Annotated in this window: 20 protein-coding genes; 8 read left to right on the forward strand and 12 right to left on the reverse strand. The window is 62.2% G+C overall.

What is annotated here, in order from left to right:
* Positions 1-2 precede the first annotated feature (2 nt).
* Positions 3-1,229 carry a glycolate oxidase subunit GlcF gene (gene glcF / locus V6M61_RS16225; RefSeq protein WP_332777618.1) on the forward strand — a complete coding sequence of 409 codons (1,227 nt, stop codon included), beginning with the start codon at positions 3-5 and terminating at the stop codon, positions 1,227-1,229.
* On the opposite strand, the gene V6M61_RS16230 is transcribed toward glcF, so the two are convergent.
* The 8 genes from V6M61_RS16230 to V6M61_RS16265 form a co-directional block, all read right to left on the reverse strand.
* Complete coding sequence (locus V6M61_RS16230; protein ID WP_332777619.1) at positions 1,215-2,345, reverse strand: ABC transporter ATP-binding protein; 1,131 nt, start codon at positions 2,343-2,345, stop codon at positions 1,215-1,217. The genes glcF and V6M61_RS16230 overlap by 15 nt on opposite strands.
* A 30-nt stretch (positions 2,346-2,375) precedes the next feature.
* Complete coding sequence (locus V6M61_RS16235; RefSeq protein WP_332777620.1) at positions 2,376-3,401, reverse strand: Gfo/Idh/MocA family protein; 1,026 nt, start codon at positions 3,399-3,401, stop codon at positions 2,376-2,378.
* Positions 3,398-4,282: a sugar phosphate isomerase/epimerase family protein gene (locus V6M61_RS16240; RefSeq protein ID WP_332777622.1), complete on the reverse strand. Its 885-nt coding sequence runs from the start codon at positions 4,280-4,282 to the stop codon at positions 3,398-3,400. Before V6M61_RS16240 ends, V6M61_RS16235 begins: the two co-directional genes overlap by 4 nt.
* Before the next feature lie 83 nt (positions 4,283-4,365).
* Positions 4,366-5,205, reverse strand: a complete 840-nt coding sequence (locus tag V6M61_RS16245) for a carbohydrate ABC transporter permease (RefSeq protein WP_332777623.1) — start codon at positions 5,203-5,205, stop codon at positions 4,366-4,368.
* The gene (locus V6M61_RS16250) at positions 5,205-6,086 is read right to left on the reverse strand and encodes a carbohydrate ABC transporter permease (protein WP_332777624.1); all 882 of its coding nucleotides are present in this window, start codon (positions 6,084-6,086) and stop codon (positions 5,205-5,207) included. Before V6M61_RS16250 ends, V6M61_RS16245 begins: the two co-directional genes overlap by 1 nt.
* 127 nt (positions 6,087-6,213) lie before the next feature.
* On the reverse strand, positions 6,214-7,449 hold the full coding sequence (locus V6M61_RS16255) for an ABC transporter substrate-binding protein (RefSeq protein ID WP_332777625.1): 1,236 nt from the start codon (positions 7,447-7,449) through the stop codon (positions 6,214-6,216).
* 33 nt (positions 7,450-7,482) lie between these two features.
* Positions 7,483-9,123 carry an alpha/beta hydrolase fold domain-containing protein gene (locus tag V6M61_RS16260; RefSeq protein ID WP_332777626.1) on the reverse strand — a complete coding sequence of 547 codons (1,641 nt, stop codon included), beginning with the start codon at positions 9,121-9,123 and terminating at the stop codon, positions 7,483-7,485.
* Positions 9,062-9,508 carry a hypothetical protein gene (locus V6M61_RS16265; RefSeq protein ID WP_332777627.1) on the reverse strand — a complete coding sequence of 149 codons (447 nt, stop codon included), beginning with the start codon at positions 9,506-9,508 and terminating at the stop codon, positions 9,062-9,064. The genes V6M61_RS16260 and V6M61_RS16265 overlap by 62 nt, the downstream gene beginning before the upstream one ends.
* Between V6M61_RS16265 and V6M61_RS16270 the strand changes: the two genes are divergently transcribed.
* The 5 genes from V6M61_RS16270 (at position 9,458) to V6M61_RS16290 (ending at position 13,965) form a co-directional block, all read left to right on the forward strand.
* Complete coding sequence (locus tag V6M61_RS16270; RefSeq protein ID WP_442957794.1) at positions 9,458-10,594, forward strand: mannitol dehydrogenase family protein; 1,137 nt, start codon at positions 9,458-9,460, stop codon at positions 10,592-10,594. The genes V6M61_RS16265 and V6M61_RS16270 overlap by 51 nt on opposite strands.
* Before the next feature lie 57 nt (positions 10,595-10,651).
* Positions 10,652-12,184, forward strand: coding sequence for a UxaA family hydrolase (locus tag V6M61_RS16275; protein ID WP_332777629.1), 1,533 nt, complete (start codon positions 10,652-10,654; stop codon positions 12,182-12,184).
* A gap of 96 nt (positions 12,185-12,280) precedes the next feature.
* Positions 12,281-12,661 carry a VOC family protein gene (locus tag V6M61_RS16280; protein ID WP_332777630.1) on the forward strand — a complete coding sequence of 127 codons (381 nt, stop codon included), beginning with the start codon at positions 12,281-12,283 and terminating at the stop codon, positions 12,659-12,661.
* A gap of 8 nt (positions 12,662-12,669) precedes the next feature.
* On the forward strand, positions 12,670-13,119 hold the full coding sequence (locus V6M61_RS16285) for an EVE domain-containing protein (protein WP_332777631.1): 450 nt from the start codon (positions 12,670-12,672) through the stop codon (positions 13,117-13,119).
* Between the two features lie 159 nt (positions 13,120-13,278).
* Entirely contained in the window at positions 13,279-13,965 is a 687-nt protein-coding gene (locus V6M61_RS16290; RefSeq protein WP_332777632.1) for a helix-turn-helix transcriptional regulator, read from the forward strand.
* A 90-nt stretch (positions 13,966-14,055) separates the two neighbouring features.
* Here V6M61_RS16290 and V6M61_RS16295 read toward each other — a convergent pair whose 3' ends face one another.
* Positions 14,056-14,919 carry a LytTR family DNA-binding domain-containing protein gene (locus V6M61_RS16295; RefSeq protein WP_332777633.1) on the reverse strand — a complete coding sequence of 288 codons (864 nt, stop codon included), beginning with the start codon at positions 14,917-14,919 and terminating at the stop codon, positions 14,056-14,058.
* A 148-nt stretch (positions 14,920-15,067) separates the two neighbouring features.
* Here V6M61_RS16295 and V6M61_RS16300 point away from each other — a divergent pair, with 148 nt between their 5' ends.
* Positions 15,068-16,291, forward strand: coding sequence for an acyltransferase family protein (locus V6M61_RS16300; RefSeq protein ID WP_332777634.1), 1,224 nt, complete (start codon positions 15,068-15,070; stop codon positions 16,289-16,291).
* Here the strand turns inward: V6M61_RS16300 and V6M61_RS16305 are convergent.
* The 3 genes from V6M61_RS16305 to lplT all read right to left on the reverse strand — a co-directional run bounded on the left by V6M61_RS16305 (position 16,288) and on the right by lplT (position 19,226).
* Complete coding sequence (locus tag V6M61_RS16305; RefSeq protein WP_332777635.1) at positions 16,288-16,773, reverse strand: glutathione peroxidase; 486 nt, start codon at positions 16,771-16,773, stop codon at positions 16,288-16,290. The genes V6M61_RS16300 and V6M61_RS16305 overlap by 4 nt on opposite strands.
* Before the next feature lie 73 nt (positions 16,774-16,846).
* Positions 16,847-17,731 carry a DMT family transporter gene (locus V6M61_RS16310; protein ID WP_332777698.1) on the reverse strand — a complete coding sequence of 295 codons (885 nt, stop codon included), beginning with the start codon at positions 17,729-17,731 and terminating at the stop codon, positions 16,847-16,849.
* A 214-nt stretch (positions 17,732-17,945) separates the two neighbouring features.
* On the reverse strand, positions 17,946-19,226 hold the full coding sequence (gene lplT / locus V6M61_RS16315) for a lysophospholipid transporter LplT (RefSeq protein ID WP_332777636.1): 1,281 nt from the start codon (positions 19,224-19,226) through the stop codon (positions 17,946-17,948).
* Between the two features lie 154 nt (positions 19,227-19,380).
* Here lplT and alr point away from each other — a divergent pair, with 154 nt between their 5' ends.
* Positions 19,381-20,478 carry an alanine racemase gene (gene alr, locus V6M61_RS16320; protein WP_332777637.1) on the forward strand — a complete coding sequence of 366 codons (1,098 nt, stop codon included), beginning with the start codon at positions 19,381-19,383 and terminating at the stop codon, positions 20,476-20,478.
* Positions 20,479-20,490 lie beyond the last annotated feature (12 nt).

Below are 20,490 nucleotides of genomic sequence, written 5' to 3' on the forward strand. Positions count from 1 at the left end.
CCATGCAAACCCACCTCGCCCCCGAGTTCAAAAACACGCCCGAAGGCATCGAAGCCGAGGCCATCTTGCGCAAGTGCGTGCATTGCGGCTTTTGCACCGCCACCTGCCCGACCTACCAGTTGCTGGGCGACGAGCTCGACGGCCCGCGCGGCCGCATCTACCTGATGAAGCAGGTGCTCGAAGGCGAAACGCCGACACGCAAGACGCAGCTGCACCTGGACCGCTGCCTGACCTGCCGCAACTGCGAGACCACCTGTCCCAGTGGCGTGCAGTATGGCCACCTCGTCGACATCGGGCGCAAGATCGTTGACGAGAAAGTGCCGCGCCCCGCCGGCGAGAAGGCGTTGCGCTGGGCGCTTAAAGAGGGCCTGCCGTCTCCGCTGTTCGGCCCGGCCATGAAGCTGGGCCAGGCGGTGCGTGGCCTGCTGCCGGAAACACTGAAGAACAAGGTGCCGGCTCCCCAAGATGCCGGCATCTGGCCCACACGCGAACATGCGCGCAAGATGCTGATGCTCGCGGGCTGCGTGCAGCCGTCGATGATGCCCAACATCAACAGCGCCACGGCCCGCGTGCTCGATGCCGCGGGCATCCAGACCGTGGTTGCGCGCAACGCTGGCTGCTGCGGCGCGGTGAAGTTTCACCTGAACGATCACGAGGGTGGCAAGGCGCAGATGCGCGCCAACATCGACGCGTGGTGGCCCTACATCGAAGCGGGGGTGGAGGCCCTGGTCATGAATGCCTCGGGCTGCGGCGTCACGGTCAAGGAATACGGCCACATCCTGCGGGGCGACCCGGCCTACGCCGCCAAAGCCGCGCGCATCAGCGAGCTCACCAAAGACCTCAGCGAGCTGCTGCCCGAACTGTCAGAAAAACTGCGCGGCCAGGTGACGGCCCAGGCCGGGCAGGTGGCGCTGCACCCCCCCTGCACGCTGCAGCATGGCCAGCAACTGCGCGGCGGCATCGAGAAATACCTGGGTGAGCTGGGCTTTGAGATCCAGCTGGCCAGCAGTGAGGCCCATCTGTGCTGCGGCTCCGCCGGCACCTACTCGGTGCTCCACCCCCAGATCGCCTACGAGCTGCGCGACCGCAAGCTGGGGCATTTGCAGGCCATGCAGCCCGAGGTGATTGTCTCGGCCAATATTGGCTGCATCACGCACCTGCAAAGCGGCACCCGCACACCGGTCAAGCACTGGGTGGAGCTGCTTGATGAGGCGCTATTGAGCTGTTGAGTTGGCGGGCTGGCCGTGTATGAGTGCCTGACCCGTAGCCGGGTCGAAGAAATGCAGCGTTTTGGGGTTCAGCGCTACATTCAGGCGGCTACCTTGCACAGGTCGCAGATCGTTTTGGAAGCGTCCGATCAGGTCGTAGTCGCCCAGCGCCAGATGCACCACATTCTCGGCCCCCAGCGGCTCTACCAGCGTTACTTCCAGCGATAGCGTTTTCCATTGCGGATGGCTTGTCTCGCTAGTGCTCACCAGGTTTTCGGGTCGAATGCCAAAAACCACCGTATCGGAGGAGGTCTTGAGGCACAACGCGTCTTGCGCGGCGGCTAGCGGCAACTCCGTGCCGTCGGGCAGAACGACTGCGCAGTCGCCCTCTTTGCGGACGACTTTCACTTCGAACAGGTTCATCGGTGGTGAGCCGGTGAACTCTGCCACAAAGCGGTGTTTGGGCTGATGATAGATCTCGTCAGGCGTGCCGACCTGGATGATGCGTCCAGCCTGCAGTACCACAATGCGGTCTGCCAGTGTCATGGCCTCAACCTGGTCGTGCGTCACGTAGACCACCGTGCCCCCTTCGCGCTGGTGCAGCTTCTTGATTTCCGCGCGCACCTGGTTGCGTAGCAGCGCATCCAGGTTGGACAGCGGCTCGTCAAACAGGAATACCTTGGGTTTTCGCACCATGGCCCGGCCCATGGCCACGCGCTGGCGCTGCCCGCCCGACAAGGCCTTGGGGAGCCGATCCAGCAGGTGCGTGATCTGAAGGGTTTCTGCAGCTTGCGCAACACGTCGGCGGATATCCTCCAGCGGTGATTTTCGGATCCGCAGGCCGAAGGCCATGTTTTCAAAAACGCTCTTGTTGGGGTACAGCGCATAGTCCTGAAACACCATGGCAATGTCGCGGTCACGGGGTGGCAGGTCGTTGACGATCTTGCCACCGATCGAGACCTCGCCGTCGCTGATTTCCTCCAGACCGGCGATCATGCGCATGAGGGTGCTTTTGCCGCAGCCCGAGGGTCCAACAAACACCACAAACTCGCCACTGTTGATTTCCAGGTCGACACCGTGAATGATGGGGACGCTGCCATAATTTTTCTTGACTTGGCGCAGGCTTAGCTCAGACATGACCGTTCTCCTTTGAATGACAGCCCATGCTCAGCGAGCTGCCAGTGTGATGGTTTTGCCGGGGTTCTGGATGCCGCGCACGACGGCCTCCAGCACATGCATGGCCCGTACACCGTCGTCAATGGTGGGTAAGTCGCTGGCCTGGCCGTCCAGTGCCGCGAAAAATGCGCCGAACAGGGCGTTGTAGCCCTTGAAGTCTTCGTTGGCGGCGGCGGTGAAGTTGGGCTTCCAGGACAGCGTGTCCACGCCGTCGCTAAGACTGGCAGCCGGGTCATCCGCTTTGAAGGGTGGGTTTCGAAAGTAGTTGACTTCGATCACGCCATTGACTTCCACCCGGCGCTGGTCTCCCATGACCTGGATGCGTTCAACAGGCGTGCCGCGTGACTGCAGAGTGCCCATGACCACCGTGCCAATGGCGCCGTTTTCAAAGCCGAAATGTACATGCAACACCTGCTTGCCGGCCTCGATCTCGTTGCGAAACACGGTCACGCTGGTGACCGGCGCTACGTAGTAGCGCACCAGGTCCATGTAGTGCACGCAGTGGTGCAGGTAAAAACCGGTGTAATCGACGTTGCCGGTGAAATAGGTTGGCGCCGTCATGTACTCGCCGAAAAACGCAGCGACTCGTCCAAATTCCGGGGACTTGACCACGTTGTAGGCCATGCGATTGGCTGTGGAATAGCGCTTCATGAAGCCTACGGCGACGATCTTGCCGGCGGCATGCGCGGCAGCCTGAATGGCCTCGGCGTCTGCCGCGGAAGCTCCGCATGGTTTTTCCATGAACACATTGATATTGCGCTGCAGCGCGGCGATGGAGATGTCGCGGTGTTGGGCCGGGCCGGCAGCCATGCCGACCACATCAATGTTGGGCAGCGCGAGCAGCTCGTTGTAGTCAGTGGTCACATGCTGAACGCCATAGCGCCGGGCCACCACCTTGGCTGCTTCCGGGTTGATGTCACAGACGCCGACCAGCTCGATATCGTGGCGGGAAAGCTGCGGCAGCAGCATTTGTTCAGCGTGTCGGCCGCAGCCGACCCATACGACACGGCGCGTCATACGCGGCCTCCATTGAGTTTGATCAGGTTTTTAATGAATGAACACGCGGCGGCCAGCTCGCCTTGCTCGTCGTTCGAAGGTGCTTTCCATTGGGCAAACGGAATGCCAATGCGCTCATCCTTGCGGCGGAACGGCTCCAGGGAAATCGTGCCGGTGTAGTTGATGTCGGCCAGCGCACGTACCACGGGCGTCCATTCGATGTGGCCAGTCCCGAGGTAACCACGGTGGTTTTCGTTGGCCTGGAAATGGAGCAAATGCTTGCCGGCAGCGCGGATTGCGCCGGGAATGTCATCGTCTTCCATGTTCATGTGGAAGGTATCCAGAACCAATCCCACGGCTGAGTGGTCCACCAGCTGTGCCAGCGCGATGCCTTGACGAGTGGTGTTCAGAATATCGGTCTCAAATCGATTCAGCGGCTCGACACCAAAGCGTACTTTGGCTTTGGCGGCTAGGTCCCCAGCTTTTTTCAGGCCTTCAACAGCCCACTCGGTGCGTTGCTGGCGCAGGCTCTCGCTCACAGGGTGCGGAGCGCGGGCGGCAAATACCAAAGGGTTGCCATAAAGCGGTCCGCCGACCATCGAGGCACCCAGTTGACTGGCGGCCTCGACACAATAGGCGAGGTAGTCCAGGCCGGCCTGTCGCTTGCCGTTGTCGTCAGAACACAGGTTGCGGTCAAGATTGACGCGGGCGGCCAGCACGACGCCCAGGCCTTCGTCGGCCAGTGCGCGTCGGGCTAGTGCCAGGTCAATTTCACCGGCTTCAGGAACCAGCATTTCGACGAAGTCGAAGCCAGCCGTTTTCCATTTCGCCAGTTGGGGAAGTTCCTTCGCTGTGAAAGGACGTTGGTGTTGCATCGTAATGATGCCTATCGGGTTGCTCATGTTGCTTTCCTTGGTAAATGAGCCAGTGCGCGCTGGCGTGAGTAAATGGGTGCAGATCCTGTCGCGCCGTAGCCTGGCGTGCCTTAGCCCTTAACCGCGCCTTGCGTCATGCCGGAGATCAGCCGTTTCTGGATCAGCATGAAGAGCAGCGTGACCGGCAGCGCGCCCACCACGCCGCCCGCCGTCAGCAAACCCCAAGCGATTTCGTATTCGCCAATCAGGGTCTGCACCGCAACGGTGAGCGTGCGTACTTCCTGGCCAGCCAGTACCGATGCGTAGAGAAACTCGTTCCATGAAGTGATGAAGATGTAGATGCCCGTGGCAATGACGCCTGGCAGCGTCAGCGGCAAAACCACCCGTACCATGGCGCCCATCGCGCTGCAGCCGTCCACCATGGCGGCCTCGTCCAGGCTGCGTGGAATGGCGTTGAAGTAGCTGATCATCATCCAGGTAGCGAAGGGGACCGAGAAAGTTGAGTGCGCCAGAATCAGGGCCAGGTGGGTATCCAGCAAATTGAGTTTGCGCATGATGATGAACAGCGGGATGATCAGCAAGATCAGCGGAAACATGTTGATCAGCAGGAACTTCATCATCAGCAGGCGCCGGCCCGGAAAGCGAAAGCGCGAGAACGCGTAAGCGGCTGTCAGGCTTAGCGACAGGCCCAGAACCACCGTGCCCAGCGCCACGATCAGGCTGTGGCCGATGTTGGTTAGAAACGAGGTCTTGGTCAGCAGCCGCACATAGTTTTCGAGTGTGGCGGCGTGCGGCAGCAGGGTGCGCTGCGCGCTGAATAACTCGGATTCTGGCTTGACCGAGGTCAGCAGCATCCACAAGTAGGGGCCCAGTGCAAACAGCACGATCAGGGCCATGGGAAGATGCAGCGTCAAAAAACGGTGCAGCAGGGTGGTTTTGTGGCGTTGCATTATTCGAGGTCCTTACCCGCGCGGCGCAAATAGAGCACGATCAGGCCAAAAAGCAGGATCGAAAAGGTCACGGCGAGGGCCGTCCCGTAGCCGAAGTCCATGCTCGCGTAGGTGCGTTTGAATGCATAGAGCGGCAGCGTCTGCGAGGCATAGCCGGGGCCGCCGCCGGTCATCACATAAATCACGTCAATCGAGTTTGCCACCCAGATCAGGCGCAGCATCACGGCAGTTACCAGCACGCCCTTGAGGCCTGGCAGGGTGATCTCCCAAAATTTCTGCCAGGTGGTGGCGCCATCAATGGACGCAGCTTCGTACAGGTTGGCGGGGATGGTTTGCAGGCCGGCCAGAATCATGATGGCGAAAAACGGAAAGCCTTGCCAAATCAGCGCCACCATGATTGAGTACAGCGCCGTGTCCGGATTGGCCAGCCAGGGCACTGCCGCTTGCAGCAGGCCCAGCCGCAGCGCCAGGTCATTCAGTACGCCGGCCTGTGGGTGGTATATCCACGACCACATCAGGCCGATGATCACGCTGGGCAAGGCCCAGGGAATCAGGATCAGGCTGCGCGCAAGGCCTCGCCAGCGAAACTGCTGGTTGAGCAGCAGGGCGGTGCACAATCCGAGCAGCAGTTGTAGCGGCACCGTTATCCCGATCCACAGGACTGTGCGGCCCAGGGACGACCACGCGACCGGATCGTTCAGGATCGCCAAGTAGTTGTCCAGCCCGATGAAAGCCACATCGCGAGGCCTCCACAGCACGTTGCGATACAGGCTTGTGATGGCTGCCTGGAACATGGGATAGAACACCAGAACCAGCGTGGCGATAACGGCAGGGGACAGCAAAGCGTAGGGCAGTAAATGCCCCTTGAAGCGTCTTGGCATGGTGCTCTCAGGTAGGAACTATTGAAAACGTTGTCCGAGGTGGCTCGCCAGTCCGGCAAGGTCCAAGGAGAAGTGCAGCGTGAGATCCCGAGGATCTCGCGCTGCACTTCAGTGCGCTCACTCTCAGTTAGCGCGGGGCGAAGTGTTTGGCAATCGCACCCATCATCTGGGCTGACGTGATCTCTCCCGTCATGGCGCGCTGCATGTTCGTGGGCCAGACCGTCGAAACGAAATCGGCCGTTTCCGGAACGGCAGGTAAAGGTTTCGCAAATGGCAGGGAGTTGGCGGTTGCGGCAATGAAGCGCTGGGGCGCCTGGACCTTGCCCGCAGCGCTTTTGGTGATGGTCATCTGACCCGTGGCCTGCACGAATTTGGCATTGTTCTCGCCTTCGCTCAAGAACGCCATCCATTTCCAGGCTGCGTCCTTGACCTTGGAGGTCTTGAACAGCGCTGTGGATTCATCGCCGAAGTAGGTCCAGCGCTGGCCGCCACAGGCCGGTACCGGCACGGCGGACACTTTGTCGCCGAGCGTGGCAACCAGACTGTTGGCGGAGCCAAGGTGGTGCATCATCATCGCCGTCTGACCGGACTTGAATGAGCTGATGATCTCGTTGAAGCCGTCATTGGGGGCAGAAGGCGGGGACACTTTGTGCGTGCGGAACAGGTCCACATACCAGGAGTTGGCGGCAATGACCTTGGGTTTGGTGATGTCGGTGCCATTCAGTGCGCCTTGTGACAGCACGAAGGGCCCCCAGTTGTCCTGGCCTCCTTTGCCGCCGCGCATGCCGAAACCATACTGTGGCGTTCCATTATTGGCGGACGCGGGCACAGTCAGCTTTTTCGCGGCATCAAGAAACTGCTCGCAGGTCTCCGGCGGCGTGAGCTTGGCTTTGGCGAAAAGGTCTGCACGGTAGTAGAGGTAGACCACCACATACTGCAGTGGCAGGTAGTACTGCTTGCCGTTGGTGGCCTTGTTGATCTCGAACAGGTTGTTGGCCACGTCGGCCTTGCCGGCCCAGCTGTTGATCTGCCGGTCGATGGGCTCCAGCGCATCCATTTCGACCAGTTGGGGTTGCTGGGCAAGCTTGACCATGGCCACGTCGGGCGCTTTGCCGCCGATGACGGACGTGAACAACTTGTCGTAGTAACTATTCCAGGGAACGTTTTGTGCGTTGATCGTGATGCCGCTGTTCTTCGCTTCGAAGTCTTTGACCAGGCCATCCATGATTTTGGTTTGTTCGGGGTTGTCGAAGTGATACCAGAACACCACGTTCTGCTGGGCGTGCGCCATACCGCTGCCCAATGTCAATGCCATGGTGATGCTGCTGGCCAGCAGCAGGCGTCGTGTGCTTGTGAATCGCATTGCGTGTCTCCTTTGGTTGTTGCCCCGGGCGGGCTATCGTGGTTGGCGCCGTGCGCGCAGGAACGCAGCAGCATCTCGGAAAGCTTGAAGGGCTTGCGGTAGCTCGGAGCTCATTTGCATGAATCCGTGCAGCACGCCTTCATAGTTGTGGAACTCGAATGGGGTATTGGTTTTCGCGAGGCGCTGCACCAGGGCGGTCGTGTCGTCGTGCAGCGGGTCCAGTCCGGCCGCGTTGAGAAACAGCGGCGGCAGGTCAGCCAGGTCTCCCAGCAGCGGGGAAACCCGCGGATCGTCCGCATCCCTGCGCGTGCCCGAGAGGTACTGCCGGCGGTACCAGTCCATGCGCTCGCTGGACAGGCCGAAGTCGCCCTTGCCGCACAGGCGGTGCGATGGCGTGGTGTGGTCGGCGCAATAGACGCCGTAGAACAGCAGACCGGCGTCAGGCAGCGGTTCACCGACGTTGCGCAGGTCAAACATCATCGCCAGCGCAATGTTGGCGCCGGCCGAGTCGCCTGCGACATACCAGGGTCCCGTGTTGCCGGGCTGCATGCGCAGCCAGCGCCATGCCCAGGTGCAGTCGTTCAGTCCTGCCGGAAAGGGTGTGTCCGGTGCCAATCCGTAGTCCACCCCAATGACGGTGCAGTTGGTGAGCTCGGCCAGCCGTGCCATCGCGCCCAGATGGGTTTCGTTGTTGCCGAAGGTCCAGCCACCGCCGTGTACATGAAAGATGGTGCCGCATGCCGGGTTGTGGTTTTTGACGTGTTCGATGCGCAAGGCGTCAATGCCTTGTGCGGACCGGCCCGGCTGCGCAGCCGCAGGGATGTTGAAGCGTTCAATCCGGTAGTCGTTCTGGTTGATCTGGTTCCAGCGCATGTGGACGTGCCTGAACTGCGCCTTAGCCTCTTCACGTGCCAGGGTGGTGATATCCGGTAGATGCCCGTCTTCCGTTTGCAGCCGGTCAAAAATTGCCTGCTGCTCTGGTGCCATGCGCGGCGGCGCGGCGGTGACGGCGGGTGCTTGCACTTTGTCCATGCCGACCACGCTTTGAATGTGGTGGCGCAATACACGCTCTACTTCCGCCACATCCCTGGACTCCAGCGCATGCACGATGGCCCAGTGGCGCGAGGCGGTTTCCTGCAAGGTGCGGGGCGCGTTGACCAGCGAAATCTTGTTCCGGTGGTTGTAAAGCGAGCAGCGGATCAGCACTGGCACCAGAGCTGGCATGTTCGCCAGCTGAAACAGGGTGATGTGGAATTTCTGATCCAGCTCAAACAGCCCATATTCGTCGCCCTCTTCGGCCGCGGCCTCCATCTCGCGCACGATGCGTGACAGTGTTTCGATGTGCTCCGGGCGGATATTGGGTACCGAATACAGCACCGCCTGTGATTCGAGCTGTGCCCGCAGGTTCAGAAATGCCTGGGCCTCGTTGGCAGACAGCGGCGACACCACGCTTCCGCGGTAGCCTTGGCGCACGATCAGGCCTTCTTCCTGAAGTCTCAACAAGGCTTCACGGACCGTGCCCTGGCTGCACCCCATCGTGTTGGCAACCTCCAGTTCAATCACCGGCTGCCCGTCCTTGATGAAGGAAAGAACGATTTGCTTGCGCAGCCAGTTATAGACCTCTTCGCCCTTGCGGGGAGACTGCTGCGGTTTGGTCGTGGTCAGTTGATCCATGTGATCTCAATTTATCGATATCGATAATTTGGCACAACTGCTTAAAATTGGCATCAGGGTTTTCACGGGGTAATGCTGATGGGCTTTTGCCTCTTGTGTGTTCTGCTTGTTTTTTCGATAAGTTCATTGTTTTTAAATGATTATTCAGATATTTTGATCTGAAAATGGTGATTGTCTGAGCTGAAGCTTGGCTGCAAAAACGAGGATTTCGTGTCTGCTTGATCAGTTCTGAATTGACGCTTCTTCTGATTTGTATATCATTATCGATAATTAAATCGATAGATGAAGAGGCAGAACGGTGTTGCCGCACACCCAAGCCCGTCACAACGACACCATGATGACCCCCATTCTCCAGTTCGGAACCAGTCGCTTTTTGCAGGCTCATGTGGACCTGTTTGTTTCGGAAGCCTTGGCGCGCCAAGAGGCGATTGGTCATATCACCGTGGTGCAGACCACCGGCAACCCGGCCAGTGCCAGTCGCGTGGCGGCACTCGCCAGTGGCCGGGGTTACCAGGTGCGGGTGCGTGGGCTCCAGCATGGGCAGCCGGTCGACGAACTGCGCACCAGTCATTCCATCAAGGCGGCCTGGCATGCAGAAACGCAATGGGCGCTGGTGCGCACTGCGGTGGCCGAGCATGCCCAAATCATCGTCTCCAACACCGGTGACAGTGGTTACGCGCTCTACCCAGACGAGGGGCCGGAACTGATTGCCAATGCGCAGCAGGTGCCGCGAAGCTTTATCGCCAAGCTGCTCGTGCTGCTTCATCTGCGCTGGCAGCGCCAGCCTGAGGCGCCGCTGTCGCTCTACCCGTGCGAGCTGATCTCGCGCAACGGCGACACGCTGCGTGATCTGGTGGCGGGACTGGCGCGTGCCTGGAAACTGCCTGAAGCTTGCATCCGTTACCTCACGCAACACTGCCGATGGGCCAACACGCTGGTGGACCGCATCGTGCCGCAAGCGCTTGAGCCGGTAGGCGCCATCACAGAGCCCTATGCCCTCTGGGTCATTGAGCGGCAGGCCGGGCTGCTCTTGCCTTGCACGCATCCCGGCATGGTCCTGACAGACGAACTGACGCCTTTCGAGCAACGCAAACTCTATCTGCTCAACCTCGGTCATACCTATCTGGCTGAGCGTTGGCTGGTCGAGGGGCGGCCCGCGGATCAAACAGTCCTTCAGGCCATGAACGATCACGAACTTCGTGCCGATCTGGAAGCGGTGTGGAGCGAGGAAGTGCTGCCGGTGTTTGAGGCACTGGGACAGAAAACCGAAGCTGAAGACTACTTGGTGCAACTGCGTGATCGACTGCTAAATCCCTTCGTCGCGCATCGCATTGCCGACATCGCCCAAAACCACGTGGCCAAGAAGCAGCGCCGCATGGTGCCCGTGCTGGAGCTGGCGCGGCAGCACGGGCTGCGTGTGAAGCAGGCGAGACTGCAAGCTGCCGTTCAGCGTGACTCCCTGCCTGCATAGATATCGGGCGGGCACCAGCGCAGAGCTATCTCATTTCTTCAAGGGCACAAGACGTTCATGCTTACCTCATTGCTTAACCCCCTCATCCTGCTTGGCGCAAACGACAGCGTGGCTGTGGCTCGCGAAGATATTCCGGTGCACACCCTGCTGCAGGTCGGCTCGCGCCAACTGACCAGTGCACAGCCCATCGCCGCCGGCCACAAGATAGCGCTGCAGCGCATTGCAGCGGGTGAAGAGGTGCGCAAATACGGGCAGATCATTGGGGTTGCTACACAAGCCATCGCACCGGGCGAGCATGTGCATACCCATAACATGGCCATGAGCAGCGAGGGCCGCGCGCATGAGGTCGGCAGGCATTTCCAGCCTGTCATGCCGGCAGCCAGGCAAGCTACGTTCAAAGGCTATGTACGCCCTGGGGGGCGCGTAGGGACGCGAAACTACATCGGTGTGATTTCCAGCGTCAACTGTTCAGCTACCGTGTGTCGCTACATTGCAGATGCGTTCAGGGGCGATGCATTGAAAGCCTATCCCCATGTTGATGGCGTCGTGGCCATCACCCACGGCAGCGGCTGCGGCATGGGCGGAACAGGTGAGGGCCTGGAACTACTGCGACGGACATTGCGGGGCTATGCAGATCACCCCAACTTTGCCGGCGTTTTGGTCATTGGCCTGGGCTGCGAAGTGAACCAGATCGCGCCGCTGGTCGAGGCCCTGGCCGCACGGGAACCTGGCTTGTTTGCCGCCATGACGATCCAGGATGAAGGGGGCACTCGCGAAACTGTCGCGCAGGGCGTCGCCGTGGTGCAGAACATGCTGGCATTGGCGGACCAGGCTAGGCGCAGCACCGTCCCGGCGAGCTTTCTCACGGTCGGTTTACAGTGCGGCGGCTCCGATGGCTACTCCGGCATCAGCGCCAATCCGGCCTTGGGTGCGGCAGTCGACTTGGTGGTGCAGCATGGGGGTACCGCCATCTTGTCGGAAACGCCGGAAATCTACGGTGCCGAGCATCTGTTGACTGCCCGCGCCGCGTCGCCCGAAATTGCCGACAAACTGATGAAGCGCATGCACTGGTGGGAAAACTACACCCAGTTGCACGGTAGCGACATGAACAACAACCCATCCCCGGGCAATAAAGCCGGTGGTATCACCACGATTCTCGAAAAGTCGCTCGGCGCGGTCGCCAAGGGCGGCAGTACGGGCCTGATGGGGGTGTATGAATACGCTGAACCAGTGCAGGCTCGCGGGCTAGTGTTCATGGATACGCCTGGCTACGACCCCGTTTCAGCCACTGGGCAGGTTGCCGGCGGTGCCAATCTGATCTGCTTTACCACCGGACGCGGCTCTACTTACGGCTGCAAACCCACGCCATCGTTGAAGCTGGCAACCAACAGCCAGCTGTTCAGGCGCATGACCATGGACATGGACTTCAATTGCGGCGAGATCGTGGACGGTCGCATGGAGGTGGCCGAAGCCGGTCGCCGCTTGTTCGACCTGATGCTGGCAACTGCATCGGGCGCACCGACCCGCAGTGAAGAGCATGGCCTTGGGGACAACGAGTTCCTGCCATGGCAGCTCAGCGCCGTGATGTGAACGCGGCCATGCAGCCCGAGGAAAGCCTCCTGACATGACGTTGTCAGGAGGGGGTGTGCACCATCAGGGTTCTTCAACACTCTATGGATCATCACCATGCACAACGCCATCAACTGGTTTGAAATTCCCTGCAGCGACCTCGACCGCGCACAAGCGTTTTACGAAACCGTCCTGGGCCGCAGCTTGCGGCGCGAGGATTTCGGCGGCGGCACCATGGCCGTCTTTCCCCATGAAAAACCGGCCACAGGCGGTTGCCTGCTGAGGGGCGCCCCTGCCGTTTCCGCCGCCGCGGACCCTGGTCAGAGCGTTCGCATTTACCTGGACTGCATGCCCAGCATAGACGCGGTACTGGCGCGGGTGCCGGCGGCGGGCGGGCAGGTGGTGGCCCCCAAAATGGCCTTGCCCGCGGGCCTGGGCTTTATCGCCCAGCTGCGCGACACCGAAGGCAACCAGATCGGCCTGCACGCTGTGGCATGAGTGCTCGCATGGCCAAAAACTGGATGGCCGTCGCCAGCGCGGAGCACGCCCGCCGGGGCCGCGATGCGGCCGGGGTGGGCTACATGCAGGTCTGCCATGGGAAGCTGGGGCCAATCCGGCGGGTACAGCCCGGTGACCGCCTCGCTTACTATGCGCCGACCCTCACCATGGGCGGCAAGGACAAGTGCCAGTCCCTGATTTCCATCGGGATCGTGCAGGCCGGGGGACCTTACGCGTTTGACATGGGCGACGGCTTTGTGCCCTACCGTCGTCCCGTGCGCTACCTGCCTGCGCGCGAGGCCAGCATTGTGCCGCTGCTGGACCACTTCGATTTTGTCGAAGACCGCAGCCGCTGGGGCTACAAGCTTCGTTTCGGCCTGTTTGCGCTGAGCGACCATGACATGCGGCTGGTCGCCGGGGCCATGGACGTGGCGCCGGAGCTGCTACATTTTCAATAGCTGATTCAATAACTGATGCTTTTGCAGATTGCTTCAACGACCTGATGCCCTTCAGGTCTGAGATCACCCCAATTGGGGTGTTGATTTTCGCTATGATTTTTATAGCTGCCTGTGCAAATCCCTGCCGGGCTGCAGCCCCAAAATATACAAAACCTGACCATGCGCCGTGCTGACCGCCTGTTCCAGATCGTCCAGCTCATACGCGGGCGCCGGCTCAGCACGGCGGCTTACCTGGCGCGCCGGCTGGAAGTTTCCGAACGCACGATTTACCGTGACGTGGCCCAGCTGCAGCACCAGGGCGTGCCGATCGAGGGCGAGGCCGGCGTGGGCTACCGCCTGGGGGCGGGGTTTGAGCTGCCACCCCTGATGTTCACGCAGGACGAGGCCAAATCACTGGTGGCGTCAGTGCGGCTGGCGCAAGCCTGGCTGGACCCGGCATTGGCCCGCGAGGCCGAAAATGCCCTGGGGAAAATTCTGTCGGTGTTGCCCGACGCGGCACGCGCCGCTGCGGAGAGCCTGGCGATCTACGCGCCGGCTTTTGGCGTGGAGCCCGTCACCCGGCAACATCTGCAAACCCTGCGTGAAGCCGTGGGCGCGCGCCGCAAATTGCACATCGCCTACCGCGACCCGCAAGACAAAACCAGCCAGCGCACCATCTGGCCGCTGGGCTGCTTTTTCTGGGGCAAGGTCTGGACGCTGGTGGCCTGGTGCGAAACGCGGCAGGACTTTCGCAGCTTTCGTGTCGACCGCATTCAGAAACTCGAAGTGCTGGAGGCCGGATTTCGGCAGGAGGCCGGAAAAACGCTGGCCGATTTTTTGCGCCAAGTCGGCGCGCCCGCTTTGTAGCGTCAGTGCAATTTCGATTTGCTATTAAATTAATAGCTTATTGTGCCCGTATTTAAAGGGTTGGAGGCCAATTTGCTAGGATCGCGTGGCTTAGCCGCCGCCCAGGGCCTCGCGGTAGCGCCGGCTGCACGGCACCTGGCTGCCGTCCTTCATGCGCAGGCGGGCATCGCCGCTATCGAGTGGCTCGATTTCGGCCACGCGGTCCAGGTTGACGGCGTAGCTTCGGTGTACCTGCGCAAAGCGGGCCGGGTCAAGCTGGCCGAGGAAATCCGCCAGGGTCGAGCGCAGCAGGTAGTCGTGGCCGTTGACGTGCAGGCCGATGTAGTTGCCCTGGGCTTGCAGCCATTCGATGTCCGCCGCGCCGATCAGGAATTCCCTGCGCAGTTTGCGCACCAGGAAGCGCTCGGGCCGCACTGCCGGCCCGGCGGCAGGCGCAGCGCCGGCCGCAGGCTCGGGCGTATCGAGCACGCGTGCTTCTCCCTGCAAGCGCAGCAGCAGCAGCCGGTAGCCGAGCACCGCGGAAAGAATCAGCACATAGCTGCGCACATCCTTGAGGTACTCGTAGCCCAGCACAGTGGCCCAGCTGCCTATGTTGTAGGTGGCTCCCACAGACGCATAGGCTGCCTTGCGCATCGCCATCATCACCCCCACATGCACGCCGCAAAACATCAGTGTGCCGGCCAGGTGCCAGGGCAGGTTGCGGCGCAGCGTGTCCCAGCGCAGGGGGAAGCGCCGCTCGAAGGCGATCAGCACAGGAATCAGCAGGCCCACGGTGAGGTTGCTTGACAGTTCCCAGAGCAAGGGCTGGCCAAACGGCGCGGTCCGCAAATCGATCCAGGTCGTGATGCTGTTGAAGAGCGCCTGGACCGCCAGCACCCCGGCCCAGAAGCCGATTTCGGTTGGGCGCCGGTAGGGCTGGTAGCGCTCCAGCCAGGTCTTTGTGTTGTCTGACATGACCCAAGTCTAGGGGAATCGCCCCGTTTTTCGTCCCTGGCCGCCACCACTCGTCACAAAGAGCCCGTGACTAATCCCATTCACCCACCGGACCGATACCGGCCGCGCAAAAATCGCGGCCGTTTGTAGCTCATTTCAGGAGAAACCCATGAACCGCCGCCACGACATCGATGCCCTGCGCGCCCTGGCCTTCGGCCTGGTCATCCTCTACCACCTGGCCATGTATTACGTGGCTGATTGGCATTGGCACCTGAAGAGCCCACACGCAGCCGAGTGGCTGCAAATGCCGATGCGGGCGCTGAATTTATGGCGCATGGACCTGGTCTTCCTGATCTCGGGGCTGGTCCTGGGTTTCCTGCAGCGCGGCCACAGCGCCACCTCGGGGGGTACGGCGCTGCCGTTGGGGGCTCTGTTTCTCCAGCGCAGCTGGCGCCTGCTGCTGCCGCTGGTTTTTGGCATGGCCGTGGTCGTGCCCTTCCAGGCCTATGCCCAAGGCGTGGCCAATGGCAGCATCGATCCGGGTTTCGGCGCCTTCCTGCTGCGTTACGCCGGTGGCGGGCCCTGGCCGGCCGGCGCCTTCGATGGCTCGGACTTCGGCGTGACCTGGAACCACCTGTGGTACCTGCCCTACCTCTGGGCCTACACGGCCGGACTGCTGTTGCTGCTGCCCGCGCTCGAATCGGCCGCCGGCCAGCGGCTGCGCAAAGCCTTTGTCGGGCTGCGCGGCGCGGCGCTGCTGCTGGTGCCGGCGCTGCCGCTGATGCTGTACTCGCTGGCGCTGTGGCCGCACTTTCCGCCTACGCACGACCTGGTGCACGATGGCTGGCTGCACGCGGTGTATTTCACGCTGTTTCTCTACGGCTACTGGATCGGGTTGGACGAAGGTTTCTGGGCCGAGGCCACGCGGCTGCGCTGGCGCGCCCTGGGTGGGGCTGCCGTGCTGCTGGCGCTTTTTGCCGCACTGCGCGAGGTGCTGCCGGTGCAAACGCCCGGCCCCTCACGCCAGTTTCTGCGCCTGATCGGCGACCTGTACATGTGGACTGCGATTCTGGCCATTCTGGGCTGGGCGCACCACAAGCTCAACCGCCCCTGGCCCTGGCTGGCCTGGGCCAACGAGTCGGTCTATCCCTGGTACGTGCTGCACCAGACCGTGATCATCGTGGGGGTCTGGTGGTTGGCGCCGCTGCGGCTGGGGCCCGTGACGGAGCCTGCGTTGCTCGTGGCCGGCACGGTGCTGGGGTGCTGGGCGATGACCACGGTCGTTCGCCGCACGGCCTGGCTGCGGCCGCTGTTCGGGCTCGGCCGCCGCAGGGCCGCCCCAAGGCGGCTACGCCCCCTCTGGGGGCAGGGCGAAGCCCGTGGGGGAGCTTAGGCGGCCAACGCGGCTTCCACGTCCTTCGCCAGGTCAGCCGGCTTGTCCGTCGGCGCATAGCGTCTGATGACCTGGCCGTCCTTGCCAACCAGGAACTTGGTGAAGTTCCATTTGATGGCCTTGCTGCCCAGCAGGCCCGGGGCTTCGGTGGTCAGCCATTTGTACAGCGGGTGCGCCTGCGGGCCGTTGACGTCAATTTTTCCCATCATCGGAAAGCTCACGCCATAGTTGACCTGGCAGAACTCGGAAATTTCGTCCTCGCTGCCCGGGTCCTGCGAGCCGAACTGGTTGCACGGAAAACCCAGCACCACCAGGCCCTTGTCGCCATAGGTTTTGTGCAGGTCTTCCAGGCCGCCGAACTGGGGTGTGAAACCGCATTCGCTCGCGGTGTTCACAATCAGCAGGGCCTTGCCCTTGAACTGGGACAAGGCGACGTCCTTGCCATTGATCTGGCGGGCTTCAAAGTCGTAAATGCTGCTCATGGTCTGCTCCTGGTCGCGCAATCACAAAGAGTGCTTGCGCCAACTTCCAGCATAACTGCAAGCCCGGGCCAACTCAATGCATCGCGGTCTGGGCCTTTTTGGCGGCCCCCGGGGCCATGGCGGCCAGCACAGCCGCCAGCACGATCAGGCTGCCGCCGAGCAGGGTGCGTGCATCAAACTGCGCCGCGCCCAAGGCGGTGGAGGAGAAGCTGGCAAACAGGATTTCGGTGAGCATGACGATGGCCGTGGTGCCGGCGGCGAGCCGCGCCGCACCGTACTGCAATGCCATGTTGCTGGCCAGAAAGGCCAGGCTCAGGGCCAGCGCGATGGCCCAGCCGGCCATCTGCAGGGTGGGGGCGGGAATCGTCAGCTGCGCCATGCCCAGCAGCGCCGTGCCACTGGCCATGAGGGCTCCGCCGCCAAACATCGCCAGCATGCGCGATTCGCTGGGCGTGTGCTTGAACTTGCGCAGCAGGGCATTGGTGAGCGCAAAACTGAGGCCGCCCATCAGGCTGAGCCAGTCAGCGGCGCTTTGCGGCACCGGCCAGGGCGACTCCGGGGCCTTGAGCACGATCAGCACCCCGGCCATGGCCAGCAGCAGGCGCAGCAATGAGCCGCGTGTGGGGCGCTCTCCCAGCAGGGCCCAGGCAATCAGCACCGACCAGGCGGGCATCAGGTAAAACAGCAGCACCACGCGCACCACGTCGCCTATGGTCACCGCCCAGTTGAAGCCGACGTTGGTCAGGCCCGATGCCATGGCCAGCAGCCACAGCGCGGGGTGCGCGAGAAAACCACGCCAGGCCTGGGGCCAGACGGTGAGCACGCAAATCAGCGAAAAGGCGTAAATCAGTGCCGTGGACCACAGCGGATGTAGGCCATAAGCGTGCAGTTCTCGCAACGGCCACCACGAGATGCCCCAGACAAACGCGTTGATGACCAGCGCTGCAATGGCCCCCACGCTTGTCGCTTCGCGTACTGCGCTGGACGTGCCACCGCGAGACGCGGCGGCTCTTCCGCCCGTCCAAGCCTGCGCAGGCAGGCTTGGAGCCGCGGGCGTCAGCCCCGAGGGGGCTAATTTTCCTTGGGGCGGCCCGGCGGAAAATTGCTTGGTGCCACGGTCGCTCACTGCGTGCCCGTTCGTCCTGAGGTGTCGAAGGATGCGCTGGCCCGCATCAGTGGGTGTGGTCGCTGCGGGCGATTTTCTGCAAATGTTCGATCTGGTCTTTGTATCTGATGCAGTTGTTTTTGTGCCAGCGCTGGATCAGCCACATGAAGCCCGCCACCACCACGCCGAAAGCCGTGATGGCGCCAAAGGCCGACATCCCCATGCCGGTGGACAGGCTGTAAAAAGCGCCCAGACTCAAAATGCAGGCCTGTTCGTTGAAGTTCTGCACCGCAATCGAGCGGCCCGCCCCCATGAGGTTGTGGCCGCGGTGCTGCAGCAGGGCGTTCATGGGCACCACCAGAAAACCGCCCAGGCCGCCCAGCAGGATCAGGAACGGAGCCGCGATCCAGACATTGCCGATGAAGTTCATCAGGATCACCAGCAGGCCCATGGCAATGCCCAGCGGCATCACGCTGGTGGCCTGGTCCAGCCGCATGCGCATGGAGGCCATGATGGCGCCGATCGCCGTGCCGATCGCCACCACGCCCACCAGGCTGGAAGCCTGGGTGGTGCTGTAGCCCAGCGCCGCGGCGCTCCAGGCCAGCACGATGTAGCGCAGGTTGCCCGAGACACCCCAGAACAGCGTGGTGGTGGCCAGCGATATCTGGCCCAGCTTGTCGCGCCAGAGGATGGCGTTGCAGCTCCAGAAATCGGGCAGCAGCTCGAGCTTGTTGCGCGGCATGGGGCGCATTTCGACGCCGGTGTGGGGAATGCGCGTGTTGAACCACGCGGCGATGGCGTACAGGACGATCAGGGCCGCGATGGCCGCCTCGGGCGCGCTGTCGATGCCGGTGTCCAGGAGGGGGAAGTTAAACGACAGCAGCTGGCTGGAGACCGCGTGGCCGACCAGCTGGCCGCCCAGCAGCACGCCCAGGATGATGGAGGCGATGGTCAGGCCTTCGATCCAGCCGTTGGCCTTGACCAGCTGCGAGGCGGGCAGCAGCTCGGTCAGGATGCCGTATTTGGCCGGTGAATAGGCGGCGGCGCCCAGGCCCACAATCGCGTAGGACAGCAGCGGGTGCATGCCAAACAGCATCATCAGGCAGCCCGCCACCTTGATGGCGTTGCTGACGAACATCACCTTGCCTTTGGGTTGCGCGTCGGCAAAAGCGCCCACAAACGGCGCCAGCACGACATAAAACAGCGCAAACATGGGCACCAGCGCGGCGGGTTGCCATTTGGGGGCTCCCCCGCTGCGGAGCAGTTCAACGGCGGCTACAAACAGCGCGTTATCAGCCAGGGAGCTGAAAAACTGGGCTGCCATGATGGTGTAAAAACCGCGCTTCATTAAGTTGTCTTGATCACTGCAGCCATGGCATCAGCTGTTCTGATGCCGTCCGATAAACGTGAATGTCTCCATACGATGACGGTTTATAGCACGTGCCCGGATGTCAAAATCCACAAATCCTCCTGATAACACGGCTTTAACAGCTTTACTCACCATGCCACGTCCCATCCTTGCCACCATCCACACCGAAGCGCTCAGCCACAATCTGGCGCGCATGCGCGCGGCCGTCCCCGATGCGCGGGTCTGGGCGATTGTCAAGGCCAACGCCTATGGCCACGGCATAGAGCGCGTTTTTGAGAGCCTGCGCAGCGCCGACGGCTTTGCGCTGCTCGACCTGGAGGAGGCCCGGCGGCTGCGCTCGCTCGACTGGCGCGGCCCGATTCTCCTGCTCGAAGGCTGCTTTGACGCCCGCGATCTGGAGCTGTGTTCACGCCTGGGGCTATGGCACACCATCCACTGCAACGAGCAGATCGACATGCTGGCGGCGCATAAGACCCAGCTGCCGCACCGCGTGTTTCTCAAGATGAACACGGGCATGAACCGCCTGGGCTTCACGCCCGAGCGTTACCGGGCCGCCTGGACGCGCCTCAATGCGCTGCCGCAGGTGGACGAGATTTCGCTGATGACGCATTTCTCGGACGCCGACGGCCCCAAGGGCATTGAGCAGCAGCTGCAGGCGTTTGAAGCCGTGACCCAGGACCTGCCCGGCGAGCGCACGCTGTGCAACAGCGCGGCGACCCTGCGCCATGCCGACACGGCAGGCGCTCGCTCGGACTGGATCCGGCCCGGCATCGCCGTCTACGGCAGCGCCCCCGACTTTCCCGAGCGCAGCGCCGCCGACTGGGGCCTGCAGCCCACCATGACGCTGACCTCCAAAATCATAGGGATACAACACCTGGTGGCCGGCGACACGGTGGGCTACGGTTCCAGCTTCAGCGCCGAGGGCCCGCTGCGCATCGGCGTCGTCGCCTGCGGCTATGCCGATGGCTATCCGCGGCACTGCGACACCGGCACGCCGGTGCTGGTGGGCGGCGTGCGCTGTCGCATGGTCGGCCGCGTCAGCATGGACATGATCACGGTGGACCTCACGCCGGTGCCCGAGGCCGGCATGGGCAGCGAGGTGACCTTGTGGGGGCGCTCTGCCGGCGGCGCGGTGCTGCCGATTGACGAGGTGGCGCAGGCCGGCGGCACCGTGGGCTACGAGCTGATGTGTGCGCTGGCGCTGCGGGTGCCGGTGGTGGTTGTTGAGTGAAGAGCCTGTCGA

This window comes from Polaromonas sp. (assembly GCF_036676035.1).
Lineage (GTDB): Bacteria > Pseudomonadota > Gammaproteobacteria > Burkholderiales > Burkholderiaceae_C > Polaromonas.

What these genes read in the sequence shown, in the direction of transcription:
- V6M61_RS16270 (WP_442957794.1), top strand. Translation starts at nt 9,458, where the DNA reads ATGATGACCCCCATTCTCCAGTTCGGAACCAGTCGCTTTTTGCAGGCT.
- V6M61_RS16240 (WP_332777622.1), bottom strand. Translation starts at nt 4,282, where the DNA reads ATGAGCAACCCGATAGGCATCATTACGATGCAACACCAACGTCCTTTC.
- V6M61_RS16230 (WP_332777619.1), bottom strand. Translation starts at nt 2,345, where the DNA reads ATGTCTGAGCTAAGCCTGCGCCAAGTCAAGAAAAATTATGGCAGCGTC.
- V6M61_RS16235 (WP_332777620.1), bottom strand. Translation starts at nt 3,401, where the DNA reads ATGACGCGCCGTGTCGTATGGGTCGGCTGCGGCCGACACGCTGAACAA.
- V6M61_RS16295 (WP_332777633.1), bottom strand. Translation starts at nt 14,919, where the DNA reads ATGTCAGACAACACAAAGACCTGGCTGGAGCGCTACCAGCCCTACCGG.
- V6M61_RS16265 (WP_332777627.1), bottom strand. Translation starts at nt 9,508, where the DNA reads ATGAGCCTGCAAAAAGCGACTGGTTCCGAACTGGAGAATGGGGGTCAT.
- V6M61_RS16280 (WP_332777630.1), top strand. Translation starts at nt 12,281, where the DNA reads ATGCACAACGCCATCAACTGGTTTGAAATTCCCTGCAGCGACCTCGAC.
- alr (WP_332777637.1), top strand. Translation starts at nt 19,381, where the DNA reads ATGCCACGTCCCATCCTTGCCACCATCCACACCGAAGCGCTCAGCCAC.
- V6M61_RS16245 (WP_332777623.1), bottom strand. Translation starts at nt 5,205, where the DNA reads ATGCAACGCCACAAAACCACCCTGCTGCACCGTTTTTTGACGCTGCAT.
- V6M61_RS16250 (WP_332777624.1), bottom strand. Translation starts at nt 6,086, where the DNA reads ATGCCAAGACGCTTCAAGGGGCATTTACTGCCCTACGCTTTGCTGTCC.
- V6M61_RS16275 (WP_332777629.1), top strand. Translation starts at nt 10,652, where the DNA reads ATGCTTACCTCATTGCTTAACCCCCTCATCCTGCTTGGCGCAAACGAC.
- V6M61_RS16260 (WP_332777626.1), bottom strand. Translation starts at nt 9,123, where the DNA reads ATGGATCAACTGACCACGACCAAACCGCAGCAGTCTCCCCGCAAGGGC.
- V6M61_RS16300 (WP_332777634.1), top strand. Translation starts at nt 15,068, where the DNA reads ATGAACCGCCGCCACGACATCGATGCCCTGCGCGCCCTGGCCTTCGGC.
- glcF (WP_332777618.1), top strand. Translation starts at nt 3, where the DNA reads ATGCAAACCCACCTCGCCCCCGAGTTCAAAAACACGCCCGAAGGCATC.
- V6M61_RS16285 (WP_332777631.1), top strand. Translation starts at nt 12,670, where the DNA reads ATGGCCAAAAACTGGATGGCCGTCGCCAGCGCGGAGCACGCCCGCCGG.
- V6M61_RS16290 (WP_332777632.1), top strand. Translation starts at nt 13,279, where the DNA reads ATGCGCCGTGCTGACCGCCTGTTCCAGATCGTCCAGCTCATACGCGGG.
- V6M61_RS16305 (WP_332777635.1), bottom strand. Translation starts at nt 16,773, where the DNA reads ATGAGCAGCATTTACGACTTTGAAGCCCGCCAGATCAATGGCAAGGAC.
- V6M61_RS16255 (WP_332777625.1), bottom strand. Translation starts at nt 7,449, where the DNA reads ATGCGATTCACAAGCACACGACGCCTGCTGCTGGCCAGCAGCATCACC.
- lplT (WP_332777636.1), bottom strand. Translation starts at nt 19,226, where the DNA reads ATGAAGCGCGGTTTTTACACCATCATGGCAGCCCAGTTTTTCAGCTCC.